13 protein-coding genes are annotated in these 18,245 nt (G+C 41.4%); 6 read left to right on the top strand and 7 right to left on the bottom strand.

Translation table 11 applies throughout. From position 1 onward, the window contains the following. Window positions 1–12 precede the first annotated feature (12 nt). The 6 genes from tssJ to tssH all read right to left on the bottom strand — a co-directional run bounded on the left by tssJ (window position 13) and on the right by tssH (window position 6,703). Window positions 13–549: a type VI secretion system lipoprotein TssJ gene (gene tssJ, locus ACQP6D_RS09750; RefSeq protein WP_370386636.1), complete on the bottom strand. Its 537-nt coding sequence runs from the start codon at window positions 547–549 to the stop codon at window positions 13–15. A 150-nt stretch (window positions 550–699) separates the two neighbouring features. Further along, window positions 700–1,185 (bottom strand): Hcp family type VI secretion system effector, encoded by a 486-nt coding sequence (locus ACQP6D_RS09755; RefSeq protein WP_100141419.1) that lies wholly within the window; start codon window positions 1,183–1,185, stop codon window positions 700–702. 97 nt (window positions 1,186–1,282) lie between these two features. Continuing rightward, window positions 1,283–1,735, bottom strand: a complete 453-nt coding sequence (locus tag ACQP6D_RS09760; RefSeq protein ID WP_370386637.1) for an STY0301 family protein — start codon at window positions 1,733–1,735, stop codon at window positions 1,283–1,285. Between the two features lie 134 nt (window positions 1,736–1,869). Continuing rightward, a complete protein-coding gene (gene tssC / locus ACQP6D_RS09765) occupies window positions 1,870–3,381 on the bottom strand; it encodes a type VI secretion system contractile sheath large subunit (protein ID WP_100141421.1) in 1,512 nt (503 codons plus the stop codon). A 47-nt stretch (window positions 3,382–3,428) separates the two neighbouring features. After that, complete coding sequence (tssB, locus tag ACQP6D_RS09770) at window positions 3,429–3,977, bottom strand: type VI secretion system contractile sheath small subunit (RefSeq protein WP_427858075.1); 549 nt, start codon at window positions 3,975–3,977, stop codon at window positions 3,429–3,431. Window positions 3,978–4,051: 74 nt separating this feature from the next. Further along, the gene (tssH, locus tag ACQP6D_RS09775) at window positions 4,052–6,703 is read right to left on the bottom strand and encodes a type VI secretion system ATPase TssH (RefSeq protein WP_427858076.1); all 2,652 of its coding nucleotides are present in this window, start codon (window positions 6,701–6,703) and stop codon (window positions 4,052–4,054) included. Between the two features lie 340 nt (window positions 6,704–7,043). Here tssH and tagK point away from each other — a divergent pair, with 340 nt between their 5' ends. Genes tagK through ACQP6D_RS09805 form a run of 6 tightly spaced genes read left to right on the top strand, consistent with a single transcriptional unit; the run spans window position 7,044 to window position 13,372 of the window. Further along, window positions 7,044–8,012 carry a type VI secretion system-associated protein TagK gene (gene tagK, locus ACQP6D_RS09780; RefSeq protein WP_427858077.1) on the top strand — a complete coding sequence of 323 codons (969 nt, stop codon included), beginning with the start codon at window positions 7,044–7,046 and terminating at the stop codon, window positions 8,010–8,012. Then, complete coding sequence (locus ACQP6D_RS09785; RefSeq protein WP_427858078.1) at window positions 7,990–8,820, top strand: type VI secretion system accessory protein TagJ; 831 nt, start codon at window positions 7,990–7,992, stop codon at window positions 8,818–8,820. Before tagK ends, ACQP6D_RS09785 begins: the two co-directional genes overlap by 23 nt. A 3-nt stretch (window positions 8,821–8,823) precedes the next feature. Further along, window positions 8,824–9,330 carry a type VI secretion system baseplate subunit TssE gene (tssE, locus tag ACQP6D_RS09790; RefSeq protein ID WP_100141426.1) on the top strand — a complete coding sequence of 169 codons (507 nt, stop codon included), beginning with the start codon at window positions 8,824–8,826 and terminating at the stop codon, window positions 9,328–9,330. 10 nt (window positions 9,331–9,340) lie between these two features. Next, window positions 9,341–11,224, top strand: a complete 1,884-nt coding sequence (gene tssF, locus ACQP6D_RS09795; RefSeq protein ID WP_427858079.1) for a type VI secretion system baseplate subunit TssF — start codon at window positions 9,341–9,343, stop codon at window positions 11,222–11,224. Beyond that, on the top strand, window positions 11,224–12,276 hold the full coding sequence (gene tssG / locus ACQP6D_RS09800; RefSeq protein WP_427858080.1) for a type VI secretion system baseplate subunit TssG: 1,053 nt from the start codon (window positions 11,224–11,226) through the stop codon (window positions 12,274–12,276). The genes tssF and tssG overlap by 1 nt, the downstream gene beginning before the upstream one ends. Further along, window positions 12,239–13,372 (top strand): ImpA family type VI secretion system protein, encoded by a 1,134-nt coding sequence (locus tag ACQP6D_RS09805; protein WP_370386642.1) that lies wholly within the window; start codon window positions 12,239–12,241, stop codon window positions 13,370–13,372. The genes tssG and ACQP6D_RS09805 overlap by 38 nt, the downstream gene beginning before the upstream one ends. A gap of 295 nt (window positions 13,373–13,667) precedes the next feature. Here ACQP6D_RS09805 and ACQP6D_RS09810 read toward each other — a convergent pair whose 3' ends face one another. Next, the gene (locus ACQP6D_RS09810; protein ID WP_427858081.1) at window positions 13,668–17,723 is read right to left on the bottom strand and encodes an autotransporter outer membrane beta-barrel domain-containing protein; all 4,056 of its coding nucleotides are present in this window, start codon (window positions 17,721–17,723) and stop codon (window positions 13,668–13,670) included. Between the last annotated feature and the right edge of the window lie 522 nt (window positions 17,724–18,245).

Raw genomic sequence — 18,245 nt, forward strand, 5'->3', positions numbered from 1 at the left:
AATTCCTCTGCTTTAATCCACTTCAGTGACCACTATGGCCCTCTGTCCAATATTTATATCCAGCTTTGCTTTTTTCAGTGGCCACCATTCCCGATACCAAGTTGCATACGGAGCATCGGCCAGTCTGTAGGTTTCACGCCACTGAGAACGCGTAAGACTGCGGTAACCAGCCAATACGCCAATAACTGTCGTTTCAGGATTGGTTCTGCGCCGGATGGTTTTGATTTCTCCCGGCCGCAATATAAATTCATCGCTTACGAGCAGATCATTACCTAATACTGATTTATCATTATCCTGTAGTGTGTAAAAATCTGCAGATGTGAATGCGTTGTCATTTTTTAATTCGTATATGCGTACTTGAATAGGCGCAGCACGACCTTTTTCATCAGGATTAACATTTTCAGCAGCTTCAATACGCAATTCCAGACGTGTTTGTTCTTTTACATCCTGCACAGACCGGCAACCAACTACACTCAAAAACAAAATGCAGATTAAGATAAAGCGGCCAGTTCGATATAGTTCCCGATAACACTGATATATTTTATTCAAATTCCATCACCATTTATGGTAATGCCAGATAGCTATTTTCCGACCAAATTAGTTAATATCATCAGAGAATTTTTAGGCTCTCTGATGATCCTTATTGCATTGAAAAACACTTTGCCTTCAAACACATGACAGATGAGGCATTACTTAATCTTAGGCTTCTTTATTGGCCTTGATGTCGTATTGAGCAGTTACAGTACCGCCACTGCCGCCCTGCTGATTCTGTACAACATATTCCTGCTTCACTTTAGAGAAAGATAAACGCACCATTTCGCGCGGATTCTGCTCATCAGTGCTGCTACCGGAAGGCATTACACTTGATACAATCAGGTCATTCATTGTGATTTTCAGGTATTCTAAAGGTGTTCCACCTGCTTTACGCATCACTAATTTTGCTTCTGGAATATGCTTACCAGTTAAACAGTATTTCATTAGATTAGGACTGGAACGATCAATGTAATGTTCAAATTGCAGGTCATGAACCGTTGCACGACCGGTACCCAAACCACTACCAGACTGCATAGAAGATTCCTGAGTGATTCCCCAGTTCCAGTTTAATACCTGAATTTCATTTTTATGTTGTGCATCCGGAGATTCTCCGTCAATGCCATCAATTTTCAAGAAAATGTCGTGTGCCATATTGGCTCCTTTGTTGTTTACTATTAAAGAAGTACTACATCATCCGCTTAGCGTCATACACGACTATCGCGGAAAAATTATTTATTGAAAAACTGAATTACTGACATTTTAGTTTTGCAAGTAATCCGCCCTGAGAATCTTTAGAATAAATTGCCCAGCAAACTTTCATAGTTGAATCAATGCTTCTAGTCAGTTGCACCTGATTATGGTTATATGAGCAGCTTAGCCAAGAACCTGCACCATCTAAATCAAGCTTACTGTCTACTTCCCAAGCCGGATAATGCTTTTTACCCTTTACGACAATAGGTTGTGGTTTTAACTGAGCTAAATCAACAGGTTTTCCACTATAGACTCCTGCACCATCCAGTCTTAATAATGTGTCTTTGTATTTAGATACCACCCAATTAAGAGGTACTGACTCCAACTCCGGAATACCAGCTTTTACCTTAACAGACTCTGGACAAACCAGTTCGTAAGCAGCCGCTGTTTGCACAAAACCAAAACAGAATACAAACAACATATTGTTCAAGATTTTGCTTTTCATTTTCATTATTACTTTTCAATAATGCTGAAAATCTTCACGACTTTGCTGGCATCCGGATATCTGGAATCAATCTGAACTCATTTAATGTGGGCTCAGAAATAAATAGCTTTTATCTTATCTGGGTATTGATCAAAATCATGCTATTCAGTCGCTGTCTGTTTCACAGATGGCAACTTAGCAACCAGACGTAAAGAACCGGTTAAGCCTTCTAGCTGAAAGTGAGGCCGCAGGAAAAATTTAGCATCGTAATAACCAGGATTTCCTTCCACTTCTTCTACCACCACTTCAGCAGCAGCCAGCGGACGACGCGCTTTGGTTTCCTGTGAAGAATTTACCGGATCGGCATCAACATAATTCATAATCCATTCATTCAGCCAGCGCTGCATATCTTCACGCTCTTTAAATGAGCCGATTTTGTCACGTACAATACATTTCAAAAAATGCGCAAAGCGTGAGCAGGCAAATAGATAGGGTAAGCGTGCGGATAGATTGGCGTTGGCTGTTGCATCAGGATCGTAGTATTCCTGAGGTTTTTGCAAAGACTGAGCACCGATGAAAGCAGCATAATCTGTGTTTTTACGGTGAATCAGAGGAATAAAACCATTTTTAGATAATTCAGCTTCACGACGGTCTGAGATAGCAATTTCAGTCGGACATTTCATATCTACGCCACCGTCATCAGTCGGAAATGTATGACAAGGCAGATTTTCCACAGCACCACCAGACTCTACGCCGCGAATCATGGTACACCAACCGAAATTTTTAAATGACCGGTTGATATTGACACCCATTGCGTAAGCTGCATTGCTCCACACATATTTACGGTGATCAGACCCGTCTGTATCTTCTTCAAAATCGAATTCATCGACTGGATTGGTGTTAATACCGTATGGTAAGCGAGCAAGAAAGCGCGGCATCGCCAGACCAAGATAACGTGAATCTTCACTGGCACGTAAAGAATTCCACGGAGCATATTCCAAATTCTGGGTAACAATTTTAGTTAAATCACGTGGATTAGCCAGTTCCTGCCATGAATCCATTTGCAGCACAGAAGGTGAAGCACCTGCAATAAACGGCATATGTGAAGCAGAAGCCACTTTGGCTACCGAACCCAATAAATCAACATCCGGTGGGGTATGATCGAAATAATAGTCTGCAATCATGCAACCATAGGGTTCCCCACCCAATTGTCCATATTCTTCTTCATAAATCTGTTTGAATAACGGACTTTGATCCCAAGCAATACCTTTAAACCGTTTCATGCTGCGCCGTAAATCATTTTTAGACAAATTCATGAAACGTATTTTCAGATGTTCATCCACTTCGGTATTAGAAACCAGATGAAACAAGCCACGCCAAGATGATTCCAGTTTCTGGAAAGCTTCATGATGCAGGATGAGATTAATTTGTTCGGAAAGCTTATGGTCGATTTCAGCGATAATAGCCTCGATACTTTTGTAGGCGTCATCACTGATGGTAACTGAGTGTGACAAAGCCTGTTCGGCTAATGTTTTAACTGCCTGTTCAACAGCTTTAGCTGCCTGATCAGTTTTTGGTTTGAATTCTTTGGTCAGTAAATTACTAAATTCGGATTGTGCAACTGGGCGCTCTGCCAGTGCAACATCTGATTGTTGTTGGGACTGCGTAGCCATGAATGCTCCTCAATCAATACGTACAAATAGACTTTGAACTTGGGTTATTATTCGGTATCAGCAGATGCTGAAGCTTGGTTATCTCCTGCTACAGGCTGGGGTTTAGGTGCTTTGGCTAATGCCTGTAGAAGACCAGGATTCTGTAACAACTGGTTAACCAGATTCTCTGCTCCGGATTTACCATCCATATAAGTCTGCAGGTTTGCCAGCTGAGTACGTGCATCCAGTAATTGTTTGAGTGCATCAACTTTCTGAGCCACTCTTGCTGGAGAAAAATCTTCCATACTTTCGAAAGTGATATCTACCATCAGCTGCCCTTCACCAGATAGGGTATTCGGTACAGCAAAAGCGACACGTGGTTGAATGGCTTTCATTCGCTCATCAAAATTATCAATATCAATGGTTAAGAATTTACGCTCCCCAACCGGCGGCAAGTCTTCTGCTGGTTTACCGGATAAATCAGCAAGCACTGCCATTACAAATGGCAATTCAATTTTTTTCTCAGAACCATAAATCTCTACGTCATACTCTATTTGTACCCTTGGTGCACGATTACGCTGAATAAATTTCTGGGCACTGTTGTTAAATACCGCCATTTCTGCTTCCTTTTCTTTTATCAATCACTACCGGTCTGCACCGGTCATTAAGGTTACTGCTTTACGATGTTTGACTAGACAGGTACAACCGAAAAAAAAATTGGATTTTCAGTATGGCTAGGGTCAATACTTATATTGATAGATTCCACAGCTTTTTTTTCTGTTAAAGCCTGAAGCCAGTAGCGTGAAAGAGCTGGCAAAATATGCTGTTCGATATATCCGATGAGTAATCTAGCACCTGTTTCATGCATAGGGCAGTGCTGTACAATATGCTCTACCAATGCCTCGTCATAATTTAATGCAATACCGTGCTGTTCACGCATTCTTAGTACGATACGGTTGAGGTGCAGGCAAGCAATACTGCTCAGTGCTTCATCTGCTAATGGCAAATAAGGAATAATGGTTAGCCGACCAATAAATGCTGCCGGAAAATGTTTACGTAACTCCGGCATCAGCACTTCTTTCAGCGTTGACCAATCCGGGGCGAGTGCTGGGTCATCATATAATTGAGAAACCAGATCAGAGCCTACGTTACTGGTCATCAGAATGACGGTGTTTTTAAAGTCAATATTTAAGCCCTCGCCATCCTCCATCATGCCTTTATCAAAGACTTGATAAAAAATTTCATGTACATCGCGATGGGCTTTTTCTATCTCATCCAGCAATACCACACTATATGGCCGTCGACGTACCGCTTCGGTAAGGACGCCACCTTCACCATAGCCAACATAGCCTGGAGGTGCACCTTTAAGAGTAGAGACAGTGTGTGCTTCCTGAAACTCACTCATATTGATGGTGATCAGGTTTTGCTCACCACCGTACATGGCTTCAGAGAGTGCCAGCGCCGTTTCGGTTTTACCAACACCAGAAGGGCCTACCAGCAAAAAGACGCCAACCGGCTTATTAGGATCTGTTAAACCACAGCGTGCGGTCTGGATACGTTCTCCGATCTGGTCAAGCGCATCATCCTGCCCCACTACACGCTGCGCCAGATTAACAGAAAGATTCAGTACGGCTCCGATCTCATCCTTGACCATCCTACCAACAGGAATACCAGTCCAGTCAGAGACAATTGCAGCTACAACACTTTCACTAACTTCTGGAAAAACTACTGGGACATCACCTTGTAACGCTCGTAAAGCTGTTTCAATTTCTGACAGTTGCTCCAAAAGAGCCTTATCATCATTGTTCTGACAGCATGCACGTGCAGCTATTAATTTATCTACAGTTTGCAGCTCCTGTTGCCAACGTGCTTCTTCGGTTTCCAGCTCAACTGAAAGTGCTTCTATACGCAGTTCTACTTCAGTCAACTCTCCTGTAAACAAACCAATACGTTGTTGTTTACTTAATAGTTCCAGTTCAGTTTGTGCAGCACTTAGCTGCTGACGCAGGTATTGCACGGTACTGGGTGGCGTGTGCAACGACAGACCAACCCTTGCACACGCTGTATCCAGAAGGCTAATGGCTTTGTCTGGCAATTGGCGTGACGGAATATAACGATGAGATAATTTAACTGCAGCTCTCACTGCCTCATCCATCACAATTACGCCATGATGGTTTTCAAATATTGAAACCAGACCCCGGACCATATTAATGGCCGCAGCTTCTTCCGGTTCGGCTACTTGTAAAACCTGAAACCGGCGCGTTAGAGCTGGATCCTTTTCAATATGCCGTTTATATTCACTCCATGTTGTAGCACCAATGGTACGTAAAGTACCCCTTGCCAGAGCAGGTTTTAGCAGATTTGCTGCATCACCGGTACCAGAAGCTCCTCCTGCGCCCACCAGAGTGTGGACTTCGTCAACAAATATTATGATTGGGTTTGCTGAATGGCTAGCCTCTTCCAATACTGATTTTAAACGTGATTCAAATTCACCCTTCATACTGGCACCAGCCAGTAATGCACCCACATCTAAGGACAATAATCTTACTTCTGAAAGACTCGGTGGCACTTCCCCGTGGGCAATAGCCAAAGCAAATCCTTCTACTACAGCGGTTTTGCCTACACCTGCTTCTCCCGTTAATAAAGGATTATTCTGACGACGGCGCAACAAAATATCTATCATGGAGCGTATTTCATGCTCACGACCGATAACTGGATCTATCCGACCCTGTTTTGCTTCTTCTGTCAGGTCTGTACAATATCTTGCCAGAGCAGATTTACTATCTTGACTATTATCCATTAACGACTGACTGGCTTCACCAGGAATGGCAGCTGCATAGCCAGCATCATCGTAAGGACGATCCTGAGATTCAGGGGACTGTTTAATTATTTCAGGTAATGATTCTGCTAATTCTTCCTGAGGAATTTTGGTAAATTCGCCAGAAACTCCTGTCAATACACGACGCAATTCAGGCGTCTGTACCAAAGCGGCAAATAACCAAGCTCCTCGAATTTTATAATCTTTAAACGTGAGAGTAGCGCAAACCCACGCCCGCTCAATTGCTAAATCTATATGGTGGGAAAAATCACTGATTGAACTTGCTCCAGATGGCAGCAAAAGCAGGTTACGTGAAATATCCTGCTCAATTTTGGCGATATCCGCTTCATAATGCCGCAGTATTCGAATAACATCGCCATCATTTTCTTGCATGAGCTGGTGTACCCAATGCACGAGCTCAACATAAGGATTTCCACGTAATTTACAAAATGTTGTAGCCGATTCAATAGAGCGGAACAGTGTTGTATTAAGTTTACCAAATAGAGCTTGGCGGGAAATGTCCATATTTGTTTACCAGTATCCTTTATTTTGTTTTTAAAAGGAGAAAACAAACAACATACCTAAAATTTCATTAAAATTATAACATTTCTTAAACATTATGAAGTTAATTTAAAATTTAACATGTAAAACTTAAGGATGCAAGAATAATTCTTGATTTTGTTTTTATAAACAAGGATAATTCATGCATACATCCCGAATTACTGTAATATTGCTTAACACATTTATACAGAAATACAATATTATTAATAAATATTAGTGCAGAGATTACCAATAGCTTTTGTAGAAAGTTAACTCATGGTCTCAGGTCTAGCAGAGAACAAACAATTACTACCTGAAAGACGTTATGGAAAATTCACTTCTATTAAGTCTTGATTACTGCCGTGGAATTAAAGTTGGTCAGGTTTATGAAATAAAAAAATTTGCATTTTTTTCCGAAACCTCGATTTATAGTATTCAAACAGAATCACCTGCAACAGAAAATCTAGCATTAAGCATTCGTCAGTCAGCAAACGGCTGGCAACTACTTAACCTTTCTCAAAATGTTCACTGCGCAGTAAATGGAATGCCGATTGCATCAAATAATTGGTGTCTTTTGCATGATGGCGATATTTTTGAATGGGGATTATCAATCTGGCAAATTAATCCCGCTCAACAGTTTACTTCAGAGATCGAAACTGAAACACTCAACAAAAACAATGCCGATTACAAAATTATGCCATTAGATTTAAAATGGTTTGACTCACATTTGCTTTCTCAGCAGAAAGATGAAAATCCATTTAGTCTGGTGATGCCAAGCCTGCCTTATGAACTATTGGAAAGTACTGAATATCAGACAAAAGATTCGACATTAGAAGAATCTCCTGCTGAGGCCATTTTTCTGGATTTATTACACGAATATCGTCAGGCACTTGACACACCACAGCTATCAGTAAATGAGCATTTCTGGCAGGAAAGATTACTAAAAAATGATGTCAGTAGTTCTGCTACCACTGTTAATCTAACCGATCTCTCAGGCAATTTGGACCCGTTAATGACCTTACAGGACATTGTTTCTGGGCCACTAAACATTGATGATGTCTTTAACGGCCTTGACAGCCTCAGAGAAGCTGAGCTGTTCAAAACAGAAGAAATACCCGAAATTTTGCATTTATTCGCTCCGGGCTGGCAACAGCAGAATAGTCATGCACATATGCCACCCACATTAACCAGAAAAGAGCATCATGCCGTTAGCGTAGACAGCCATTATCGCATGTCACAATTTGCTGACAGTTACCAAAAGGATTTTGAGGATGAGCAACACACACCGAAATGATGAACATTTTTCAACGCTGCAAGCATGGTTAGCCAACCGATCTCTGACTGATGTCATACAGGAAACTGAACAACAAATCAAAACTAAACCTACAGACCATGTTCAGCGTTGGTTGTTATTTCAATTACTTTGTCTGAAGGGAGACTGGCAGCGGGCGCTGAAGCAATTACAAACATGTGCTCAGATGCAATCTGATTTTGACCAACAAGCCCAAGCGTTCAGAGGATTAATTGCATGTGAAATATATCGCAAGGAGTGTTTTTCTGGTCAAAAACGTCCAGGATTCATCCAGCAACAACCCGAATGGGTAGATTTATTAATTGATGCAATTGCTATAAATCAGGCTGACAATGAGACAAAAGCAGATGAAACGAGAAAAGCAGCATTGGGTTCAGCTAAAGATGTTTCCGGCACTATCGACCCAGGTGGTAAATTCGCATGGATTGCAGATAGTGATACATGGCTTGGCCCAACCATTGAACTGGTAATCGGTAGTATCTATACATGGCTTCCATTTGAACAGATCAGCTCTGTTTCTTCCAAACGTCCCCACTCTATTCTGGATTTAATTTGGAAACCCGCCTTAATAACACTTACAGATGGTTCAGAACATCACGCGTTTCTGCTTGGTCGCTGCTGTGGTTCGGAATCAGAAAGTGAATCGCTGATGTTATGCCGTGAAACTATCTGGAAGGAGCATGGGGAAACCTCTGTAAGGGCTTTAGGGCAAAAGACCTGGCAAACAGATCACGGAGATATCGGCATTCTTGACATCACTTCATGTGAATTTGTGACTGATAAAAGGTAATAAATGGCTGAACAATTCCCCCCTTTACGCCCGAAGGCACATCTCTTACCTACATTGTTTGATCGCCTACGGGATGATGCACCCACTCGTAAGACTGAAACATCTGAAAATTACACAGTTTCTTCTGAACGGTTACGGGAAATAGTTCAGCGAGATCTGATGTATCTACTCAATACCACCAATCTGGAAGACGAGATTGATTTACGTTTGTATCCACAGGTGGCTGCTTCTGTAGTCAACTATGGTGTGCCTCCTATTGCTGGTCAATATATGCATGAGCACAAATGGATTGATATTGAGAAAGCTATTCGGCGTGCAATTCTGCGTTTTGAACCAAGATTGGAGGCTTCTTCATTAGGTGTTGCTCCATTAATGAAAGATGAATCCAAATTAAATTACAACGTCTTATTGTTTGAAATACGCGGACGTATTCTCACTGAACCATACCCTACTTCATTTGTCGTCCAAAGTGCATTTGATCTTGAAACCAACAGAATAAGTATTATCTGATAGAAAAATCATGGATCCGTTATTACTAGACTATTACAACAAAGAACTCACTTTCATGCGTGAAATGGCCGCTGAGTTTTCGCGGCAACACCCCAAAATTGCAAAACGTCTGGGTATGCAGGGTATTGAAATAGCGGATCCCTATGTAGAAAGGATGATAGAAGCTTTCTGTTTTCTCACAGCACGCACACAATTAAAAATAGACGCTGAATTTCCCCGATTTACCCAACGTCTGCTGGAAGTCATTTATCCGAATTATGTCACACCCACCCCGTCAATGGTGGTAGCACAGCTTCATCCCAGCCATTCGGAAGGTGATTTCCACCAAGGATTTAAGGTACCCAGACATTCTACTTTTCGTGCCGGTATTCCAGTAGGAGAAAACACAGTTTGTGAATTTCGCAATAGTCAGGAAGTTACATTATGGCCAATCCAGATCATTGAAGCCAGATTAACCGGGGCACCGCCTGACATGCCGATGCTCAACCGTTATCTGCCGGCTCACACTAAAGTAGCCGGTGCCTTACGTCTGACCTTACGCACATTTGGTGAAATCAACTTTAATCAGATTAAAGGTTTGGATCGCTTACCTATTTATCTGTGTGGTGAAGACAGAATTGCATCTCATCTGTTTGAATTATTGCATACCAGTGCCGTTGCAACGGTAGCCGGTTATCCGGGAAGTTTCACGGGAGCATTAGACATTAATGTAAAAAATGCGGTCGTGCATGAAGGGTTGGAACCGGGAGAAGGGTTACTACCGCTTACATGGGATGTTTTCCATGGACATAATTTGTTGCATGAATATTTTAGCTGTCCAGAACGGTTTTATTTTTTTACACCGACAGGTCTATCCAATGGTCTGAGCAAAATCAATGCTAATGTAGCTGAAATTATCATTCTGCTGGATCGCATTCCGGATAGCTGGCTAATTAATCAAACCAGTACAGAACAATTTGCTTTGTTTTGTACACCACTAATTAATCTTTTCCGTAAACGTACAGACAGGATAGAACTGGATACAGCCCGCACTGAGTTACATCTGGTTGCGGACAGATCTCGGCCACTTGATTATGAAATTTATACAATTGAAACTGTCCACGGACTGAAACCACAGACTACAGAAGAACTAAATTTTCGCCCGCTTTATAACTCTCTTAATAACGACGAAGGTAATTACGGCCGATATTTCTCCCTGCGTCGTGAACAACGCAAACTATCCGACAATGCCCGAAAATATGGTACCCGTACTAGTTATATTGGGACAGAAATTTTTCTGTCTTTGGTAGACCAGAATGAAGCACCTTATCCAGAATATCTGCGTTATCTTTCGGCTACCGCATGGTTAACCAATCGTGATCTGGCAACACTGGTTCCACGCAATGGTATTGATGATCTGTCCATTGATGATTCGGTACCTGTTGAAAGTATCGGACTCATCCGTGCACCACGTCCACCGCTGGCGCCATTTGCAGAACGGGAGCTGGCATGGCGTCTTATAAGGCAACTGTCTTTCAATTATTTACCATTGTCTGATATGGCTCATCGCCCAGGGGGTCAGGCATTACGGGATATGCTAAGACTGTTTGTACCAACACATGACAGCCCACAACTGCGCCAAATACAAAGTTTGATAGGAGTCAAAACTGAACCAGTAACCCGACGTTTACCTGGTGCAGGTCCTTTGGTATACGGAAGAGGTGTCAAATGCGAGCTGACAATTGACGAAGACGGATTTTCCGGCATTAGTCCTTATCTGTTTGGATTAGTAATGGAGCACTACTTATCGCGTCATGTTGCCATCAATACATTCACACAAACTGCTTTGCATAGTATCCAGCGTGGTCAGATTGCGCTTTGGCCAGTACGGATGGGCGGTAGGGGTGCAATCTAATGAAAGAGATAGACAGTTCGCCACATGCAGATAAAAAAAAATGGCAAGACATTCTGCATAAGGCTAGCGAGAAGCCATGGCGTTATGGGTATTTAAGTCTGATGCGTTTTTTTGGTGCTCAATATCCGCTTCAGCTACCAATAGGTGATGCTGTACGACCACAGCAAGAACCGTTTCGGCTGGGACAATCACCATCACTGATTTTTGCTCCACGCGAAATTGCTTCAACTTCTTTAACATCAGAAGGAAAATTTCGTATTCAATTATTCGGATTGGGATTGTGGGGAGCCAATGGTCCTTTGCCGATGCATTATACTGAAATTGCCCTGAGCCGACGCGACAGTAACCGTGACAGCACATTAGTAGATTTTGCTGATCTATTTCACCATCGCTACCTGACCCAATTCTATAGTGCGTGGCAAAGCGCTCAGTCTGCTGGCGGTGGACTGGATAGACAGGACGCTGAAGAATTTTCTTTTTTTATAGCCAGCCTTAGTGGTCAGAGCCTGGAAGAATTTGCTGAAAGCCCCTTGCCATCTCATCCCAGATTAGCGGCAGGAGCACATTTAGTGCGCGAAGCCCGTAATCCAGATGGAATGACATCAACACTGTCTCATTATTTTGGCGTACCCTTTACCCTTGAAGAATACGTATTACACTGGATTGCCGTTGCGCCCGAAGAACGTACCCGTCTGGGTATACCCGGACCCGCATCAGTGATAGGAGAAGGCGCATTAGTAGGACAGATGGTGCCAGATCGACAGCATAAATTCCGCTTAACTATTGGCCCATTGAATTTGGATAATTACTTACATTTTTTACCTAACGGACGCGACTTACCACGCTTAATCGAATGGGTCAGGGCGTTTATCGGATATGAATATGAGTGGGAAATACAACTACAACTGAATCCGCGTTCAGCCCCTTCAGCGCAAATGAGTTCTGACCAGCGTTTAGGATGGACTACCTGGCTGGGTCAGTCTATGAATGATCTTCCAGTGGCGGGTATGACGTATGAACCAGAACAATATTCCAGCATCAGACAGTTGTGAGAAAAAGATGAGCAATAAAAATATAAAACAGAAACACCAATATGCAGACTTGCTTGCTCCCGTTTCTGCAGAACAGCCATGTGGCAGTAATCTCGAATATGACCCAGAATTTCTGCTGTTACTTTCTAAATCTACCGAACAACCTGAAGCTCAATATGGTGATTTCGTTAACAAACCGGAAGGAATTAACTGGAATGAAGTTGAACGCGATGCACTAAGATTGTTGCTACGGACTAAAGACATCCGAATTTATATTATCTTTCTGCGCAGCAGAATCCAGTTGAATGGAGCCAAAGGTCTTCTTGAAGGATTAAGTTTACTTGAAGAGGCCTGCACCACTTATTCACAGGAAATATATCCACAGATTGAATCAGATGAAAATGGTGATGAAGAGGATGCGGCACTGGTTCGCAGTAATGCGCTTGCCGGTCTGACAGACCCGCAAGGTGTTATGGCAGATATTCGCGGGATTGTCCTGTCTAGTAATGCGGCATTGCGATTACAAATTCGGGATGTAGAGCGCTCTTTATCAATTCCCCGTCCGGCTGATGCTCTGGCTCCAGACTCCGTACGACGGCAATTGCTTGATTTGCGTCTGCGAAATACACCGGCGCTGATAGCACTAGATGAAGTGCTACCAATTGTAGAAAAATTGCAAACATGGGCCGATGAGAATTTAAAACTCAATGCACCGGATTTTAGTTCGCTGAAAAAAATATTGAGCTATTTTCAGGATAATGAGAACCGATCTGCCCCCAAAAGAGAAACACCCGAAGAAAATAACCTACCAGAACAAAACAACACCCATATTGATAACGCACCTGAAATTATAAAAGAAGATGTAGATTCTTCTCTTAATCACGAATCCCTTACAAATGATGTTTTACAAGAACTGATGCCTGTAGCTATTGCCGACCGTTATGACGCCCTTCAGCGCATTGAGGATATACGTCACTGGTTTGAAGCCAACGAGCCCAGCAGCCCTACTATCCCCCTCCTGCGTCAAGCAGAACGTATGGTGGGTAAACGCTTTTCCGAAGTAATCAATGCCATACCACTCGAGTTATTGCAAAAATGGGATGAAGAAGAAACGTAAATTTTATATTTTCTTTACTGATTGACGTTTAAAGCTTCATACTTAATTTTAATTAAATTTTATCGCATAAATTCATTAGTAACGGGATTCATACCTTCGATATATGCCGTATAGGTGTTAAAAAATTATTATCAACCTGAATTACCAGAAATATTGTTTAACAGTAGTATTATTCAAGCCTATATTGTTATGATACTTTATTAATTAAATTATCAAAAAAATCATAGAATAGAAAAAGGACTGAATCAATCTGCGATTCAGTCCTACTCACTTCATGTACTTAAATCAATGATAGTTACCAGTTTACCCTCAGTCCCACTGAACCATTAACCGGTGACTTCACATGTGCATCATTACCATTAGACCAGGTATGGCCGATTTCGCCATATGCTTTTACTTTATCAGTAATTTCATAGCTTCCTCCGATGGCCATTTCAGTATTAGCATGAGAAGCACCAGTACGCAATGTTGTAGAGGCAGCTTTAGTTGCAAAACTGCTGGTATCTGCACCATTAGGAGAATAGAAGAAATTTAAACGCGCATAAGGTCGCAGTACACCTTTATTTACCGGATAATTTCCTTCTAAACGTCCACCCAAACGGAATAACCATGCATTGTCATGATCCTGCTTAACTTTGGTATTACCACTGATATTAATATCATTCAGATCCAGCCATTGATGCATAATTTGTGCCTGAGGTTCGAACTTCCAGCTACTGCTGCCAAGTGCAAATGGCTGGCCTACCTCTACAGAAGCCGTGATACCGTGGCCTTTCTGTTTACTGTTTGATGCATTATCCGGCTTGATATCAGCATTGTGGCGTGCGCCCTGCAGCACTACATCCAGATAGGTTCCACTATCAAGGGTATAGTTACCATATGCGCCTAGGAAATAAGACTTGGTGCTGTTTTTACCAACTTTGCCAACTACTCCACTGGCAAAACCATCTACATCCAGATTACCGTGTAAATAGCCCAGATAGCCACCAACTCTCAGGCCATTATTCGTCCAAACATCACTGCCTAGTTGTAAACCGGCGTAATTACCCTTGCTGCGAACATGAGCTACACCGCTCTGACGAATATCGCTGCGATTCGCAATCACTCGGCCCCATGCCTTGCGTTCATCTGGAGCAGGTGTCGCACCAATCCGCTTATGCATATCCGCTAGCATCAGACTATCAGCCTGACGCAGCTGAGCCCCTACAGCACTTAATAATGGTACTTCCTTACGATATGCAGTTTTGGGTTTTGTTTTGTTTCCAGTATCAGGAATTTTTTCAGATAACAAATTCCATTTATTATCTTCACTTTTTTTCAGTCGGTATTCATAAGCACCCGCATCAACATGATCACGAAGCAAGGTAAACACTTCACCATCAGCTTTGCCATCTGCTGAAACGATTTCAACCCCTTTTGTACCGGCAGTATTGGCTCCCAGCCCACTTACATCAGTGAAATCAATCGCAGTCCTACCCGTGGCATCTCCCGTAATATGTAATTTATCAGCCTGATTCTGTTTTGGCGTCACTTCCATAAGCAGCTTACTGCCTTTATTACCGTGATAGTTACCCTGAATAGTGAGGCGGTCACCCCCATTACCGTTCACCATATTAATGCTACCGGAATTTTTAACATTACCTTTTACGGCCACTTCGTGCGGTGAATCTTCCGTAGCACTATTTGAAACATTATCAAGTTTTAATTCGGATCCAGAACCAATATTGAGGTTTTGGGTATTCAGATTGCCTGTTAATGTCAGTTTAGCTGATTCTCCCAGATTAATATCTTCCCAGTTAATAATGCCTACCTCTCCATTTCGAGAAGTTTCTGAAGAACCACGCAGACTGGTATTGAGATACAGTTTATCAGTACTGCTATCTGGCCCGGTATCATTATCGTTGCCACCATCCAGTACAGTCACTCCGGAAATATCTGAGCCATTATTGATAGTGAGCGTATCGTTGCCTTTACCAAGATTAATTTGGCCAGCTACTTTAGAACCACCATTTAAAATAACATTAGCATCATTATCACCATCTATAATCGCTACCCCTGACACGGCAGAAACATCTGCACCACGGTTCAGAGTAATATTACTAATCCCTGCAGTTTTTTCGGTTGTATAAGAAACAATACCATTTGGAATATTAGTAGCAATACCTGCACCACTACCCCCCGTCACCTTACCGGCAACACCAACTGTAATATTGCCACCAGTTGCATTAACAGCAATGATACCGTCTGTACCACCAGTAATATTTCCGGCAGTTTGATCTACTTTGATATCTGTCTTAGCACCCGTGTCACTCCAGTTTATATTGTTTGCTTGAATACCAGCGCCTTTGGTTCCTGTTACATTTGCTGCAGTTGTAATTACTGTTGAACCTTTGCCTGTATTGGTTGCCAATATTCCGCTCTGGTCACCCTTAATTTCACCTGTGCTCTGGGTAATAGTGATGGCATTGGCCGTTTCACCATTGAAAGCAGAAATACCACTTCCATATTCTCCCGGTCCAGTAGCTATCACTGTTCCTATTGTAGTGATGGTAGTTGAACCTTTGCCAAAATTATTTGCACTGATGCCGCCTGCTGTGCCCAGAATTTTACTGCTTTCCGCCAACTGACTTATATTTAGGTCAGTGGTATTTTCTCCATCATTTAATGCATTAATACCTATACCAGTACCATATTCAGTTTCTGGTTTGTCAGCTTCCTGAAATTGAGTGCCTGTTGCACTCACATTGCCACTCACCTGAATATTAACCGCACCCGATTCGTAGTTGTTGGCATCTATACCACTAGCAACACCTTTGATTTCACCACTTTGCTGAACAATATTGATACCGCCTAAATATGCTTGTCCATTTTCATCACCGGCTTTTGTTGCGACTTTTTTATTTAAAGCAAATGCTGAACTTGTATCTTCACCGCTTTCATCAATATCTGAAACTGGTGCTGTACCTGATACAACCTGAATTCCGGCTCCAGTTTTACCTTCTACTTTACCGGCTGTAGTCACTGAAACTTTTCCACCAGTTTCATTAACAGCAGTAATACCATCTGTACCACCAATAATGCTTCCGGCAGTTTGATTAATAATGATATCGGTCTTCGATTTGGTTTCTGCTCTTGTTTCAGTATCAGGATAATCAAAGTGCATATTAGTAACATCGATACCGGCGTCTTTATTACCAGTAACATTCCCTGCAGTAGTGATTTCGGTATTGCCTTGGCCGAAATTACTTGCAGATATGCCTTTTTCTTTACCTTTAATATTTCCTGAAGTCTGGTTTATATGGATTGCTTTGGCTGTTTGAGTATTGGAAGCGGCAATACCAATACCATTTTCTGCTATGCCATCAGCAATTACCTTGCCAGCAGTAGTAATCGTGGTAGAACCAACACCTGAATTGGATGCCGTAATTCCTGTTGCTCCACCTTGAATTAAACTGGCGGCTGAAGACTGAGTTATATTCAGGTCCGTAGCGTTTATATTATTTATGGCAATAATACCACTACCAGAATTATATCGTTCACTGTCTGGATTTTCAGGATCTTCCGGAATGGTTGCATTACCAGTTGAGCTTACATTACCGGCTATATCAATATTTGTTGCTCCCTTACCCTGATTATTTACTACAATTCCGTTAACTGAACCTTCAATTTTACTGGCAGATGACTGCGTGATAGTCACATCTTGAGTTTTTTCACCATTATCTGCGTAGACGGCGGTTGTTGCTGCTATTGTTCCAGCAATATTAATTTTGGTAGAACCGGTACCTTTATTAGATGCCGAAATTCCGGTATTTTTACCTTTAATGCTACTGCTTTCTTCCTGATTAATTGTAAGATTAGTTGCTTGTTCAGAGTTAGTCATGCTAACCGCATCATCAAGTAGCAAATTTTCATCTGTCGATTCAGTATCACCCTCGGAAGAAGGAAAAAGTTCATTTCCCGAAGAAGTCACATCTCCCTTGATATTGACTGTGGTTTCTCCAGTTCCGTTATTTACCCCCCAAACACTACCAGAATCCCCTGTTCTCTCAAGTTCTACTCTAATATTTTGCCCATCTTTTAAATTAAAGACTTCAAAAGGGAGGACTGGAGAGTCTATATCATTATCCGAACCAATATTGCCAATAAACACAATATCTTTTCCGTTCGCTTTATCTTTATCTGAAATTAACAAGTCTTCTGAAGCATAAGCTACATTCGCACTTAATGCCAATGCACCTACCACGGTAAGCACTTTGGCACCTACTACTTTTCCACTTTTGCGAGCCAATTCTGAAGTTACTACATAAGCATGTTCTCTGGCATTCCAGATAAGTTTATATATTTTATTCATAAATTAATCAATCTAAATTGTAAGTTAATATTTATTAACACCAAATCAATATAATGCGATTTATATTAACATTCAATTACTTTATAAAGCAAACCTATATTTTTAATTATGTATTGCGGTTATTGATACAAATCAATTTAATTATTGTAAATTCAATGGGTATTTAGATAATATAAATTTTTTAGTTTGACTATTCGACTTTAGAATCAATTATTGTATATTTTTATTTATGCTTTATGGATTGTACATTAGTGTGTATTTAAACCAATTTTTTCCACAATTCAAGTTAGAAACAGTGAAAAGATAAATTAAACCTTAATTGAATATGTATTTGGTCGTGATAGTTAAGCTCGTATCAGGAATTACTGTAATAGACAAAATTTTAGATAGAATTAACTGAGACAATGGTTGCCTTTTAAATAGACTAATCTGATTTTTATACGATTTTATTTCCTAATATAAATATGATTTTTTTTTAAAATTAATCAAAGCACAAGCAATTACTGATATTTATCAAATAAA

The sequence above is a fragment of the Snodgrassella sp. CS2 genome, assembly GCF_050310315.1.
In the GTDB taxonomy this organism is placed as follows: domain Bacteria; phylum Pseudomonadota; class Gammaproteobacteria; order Burkholderiales; family Neisseriaceae; genus Snodgrassella; species Snodgrassella alvi_E.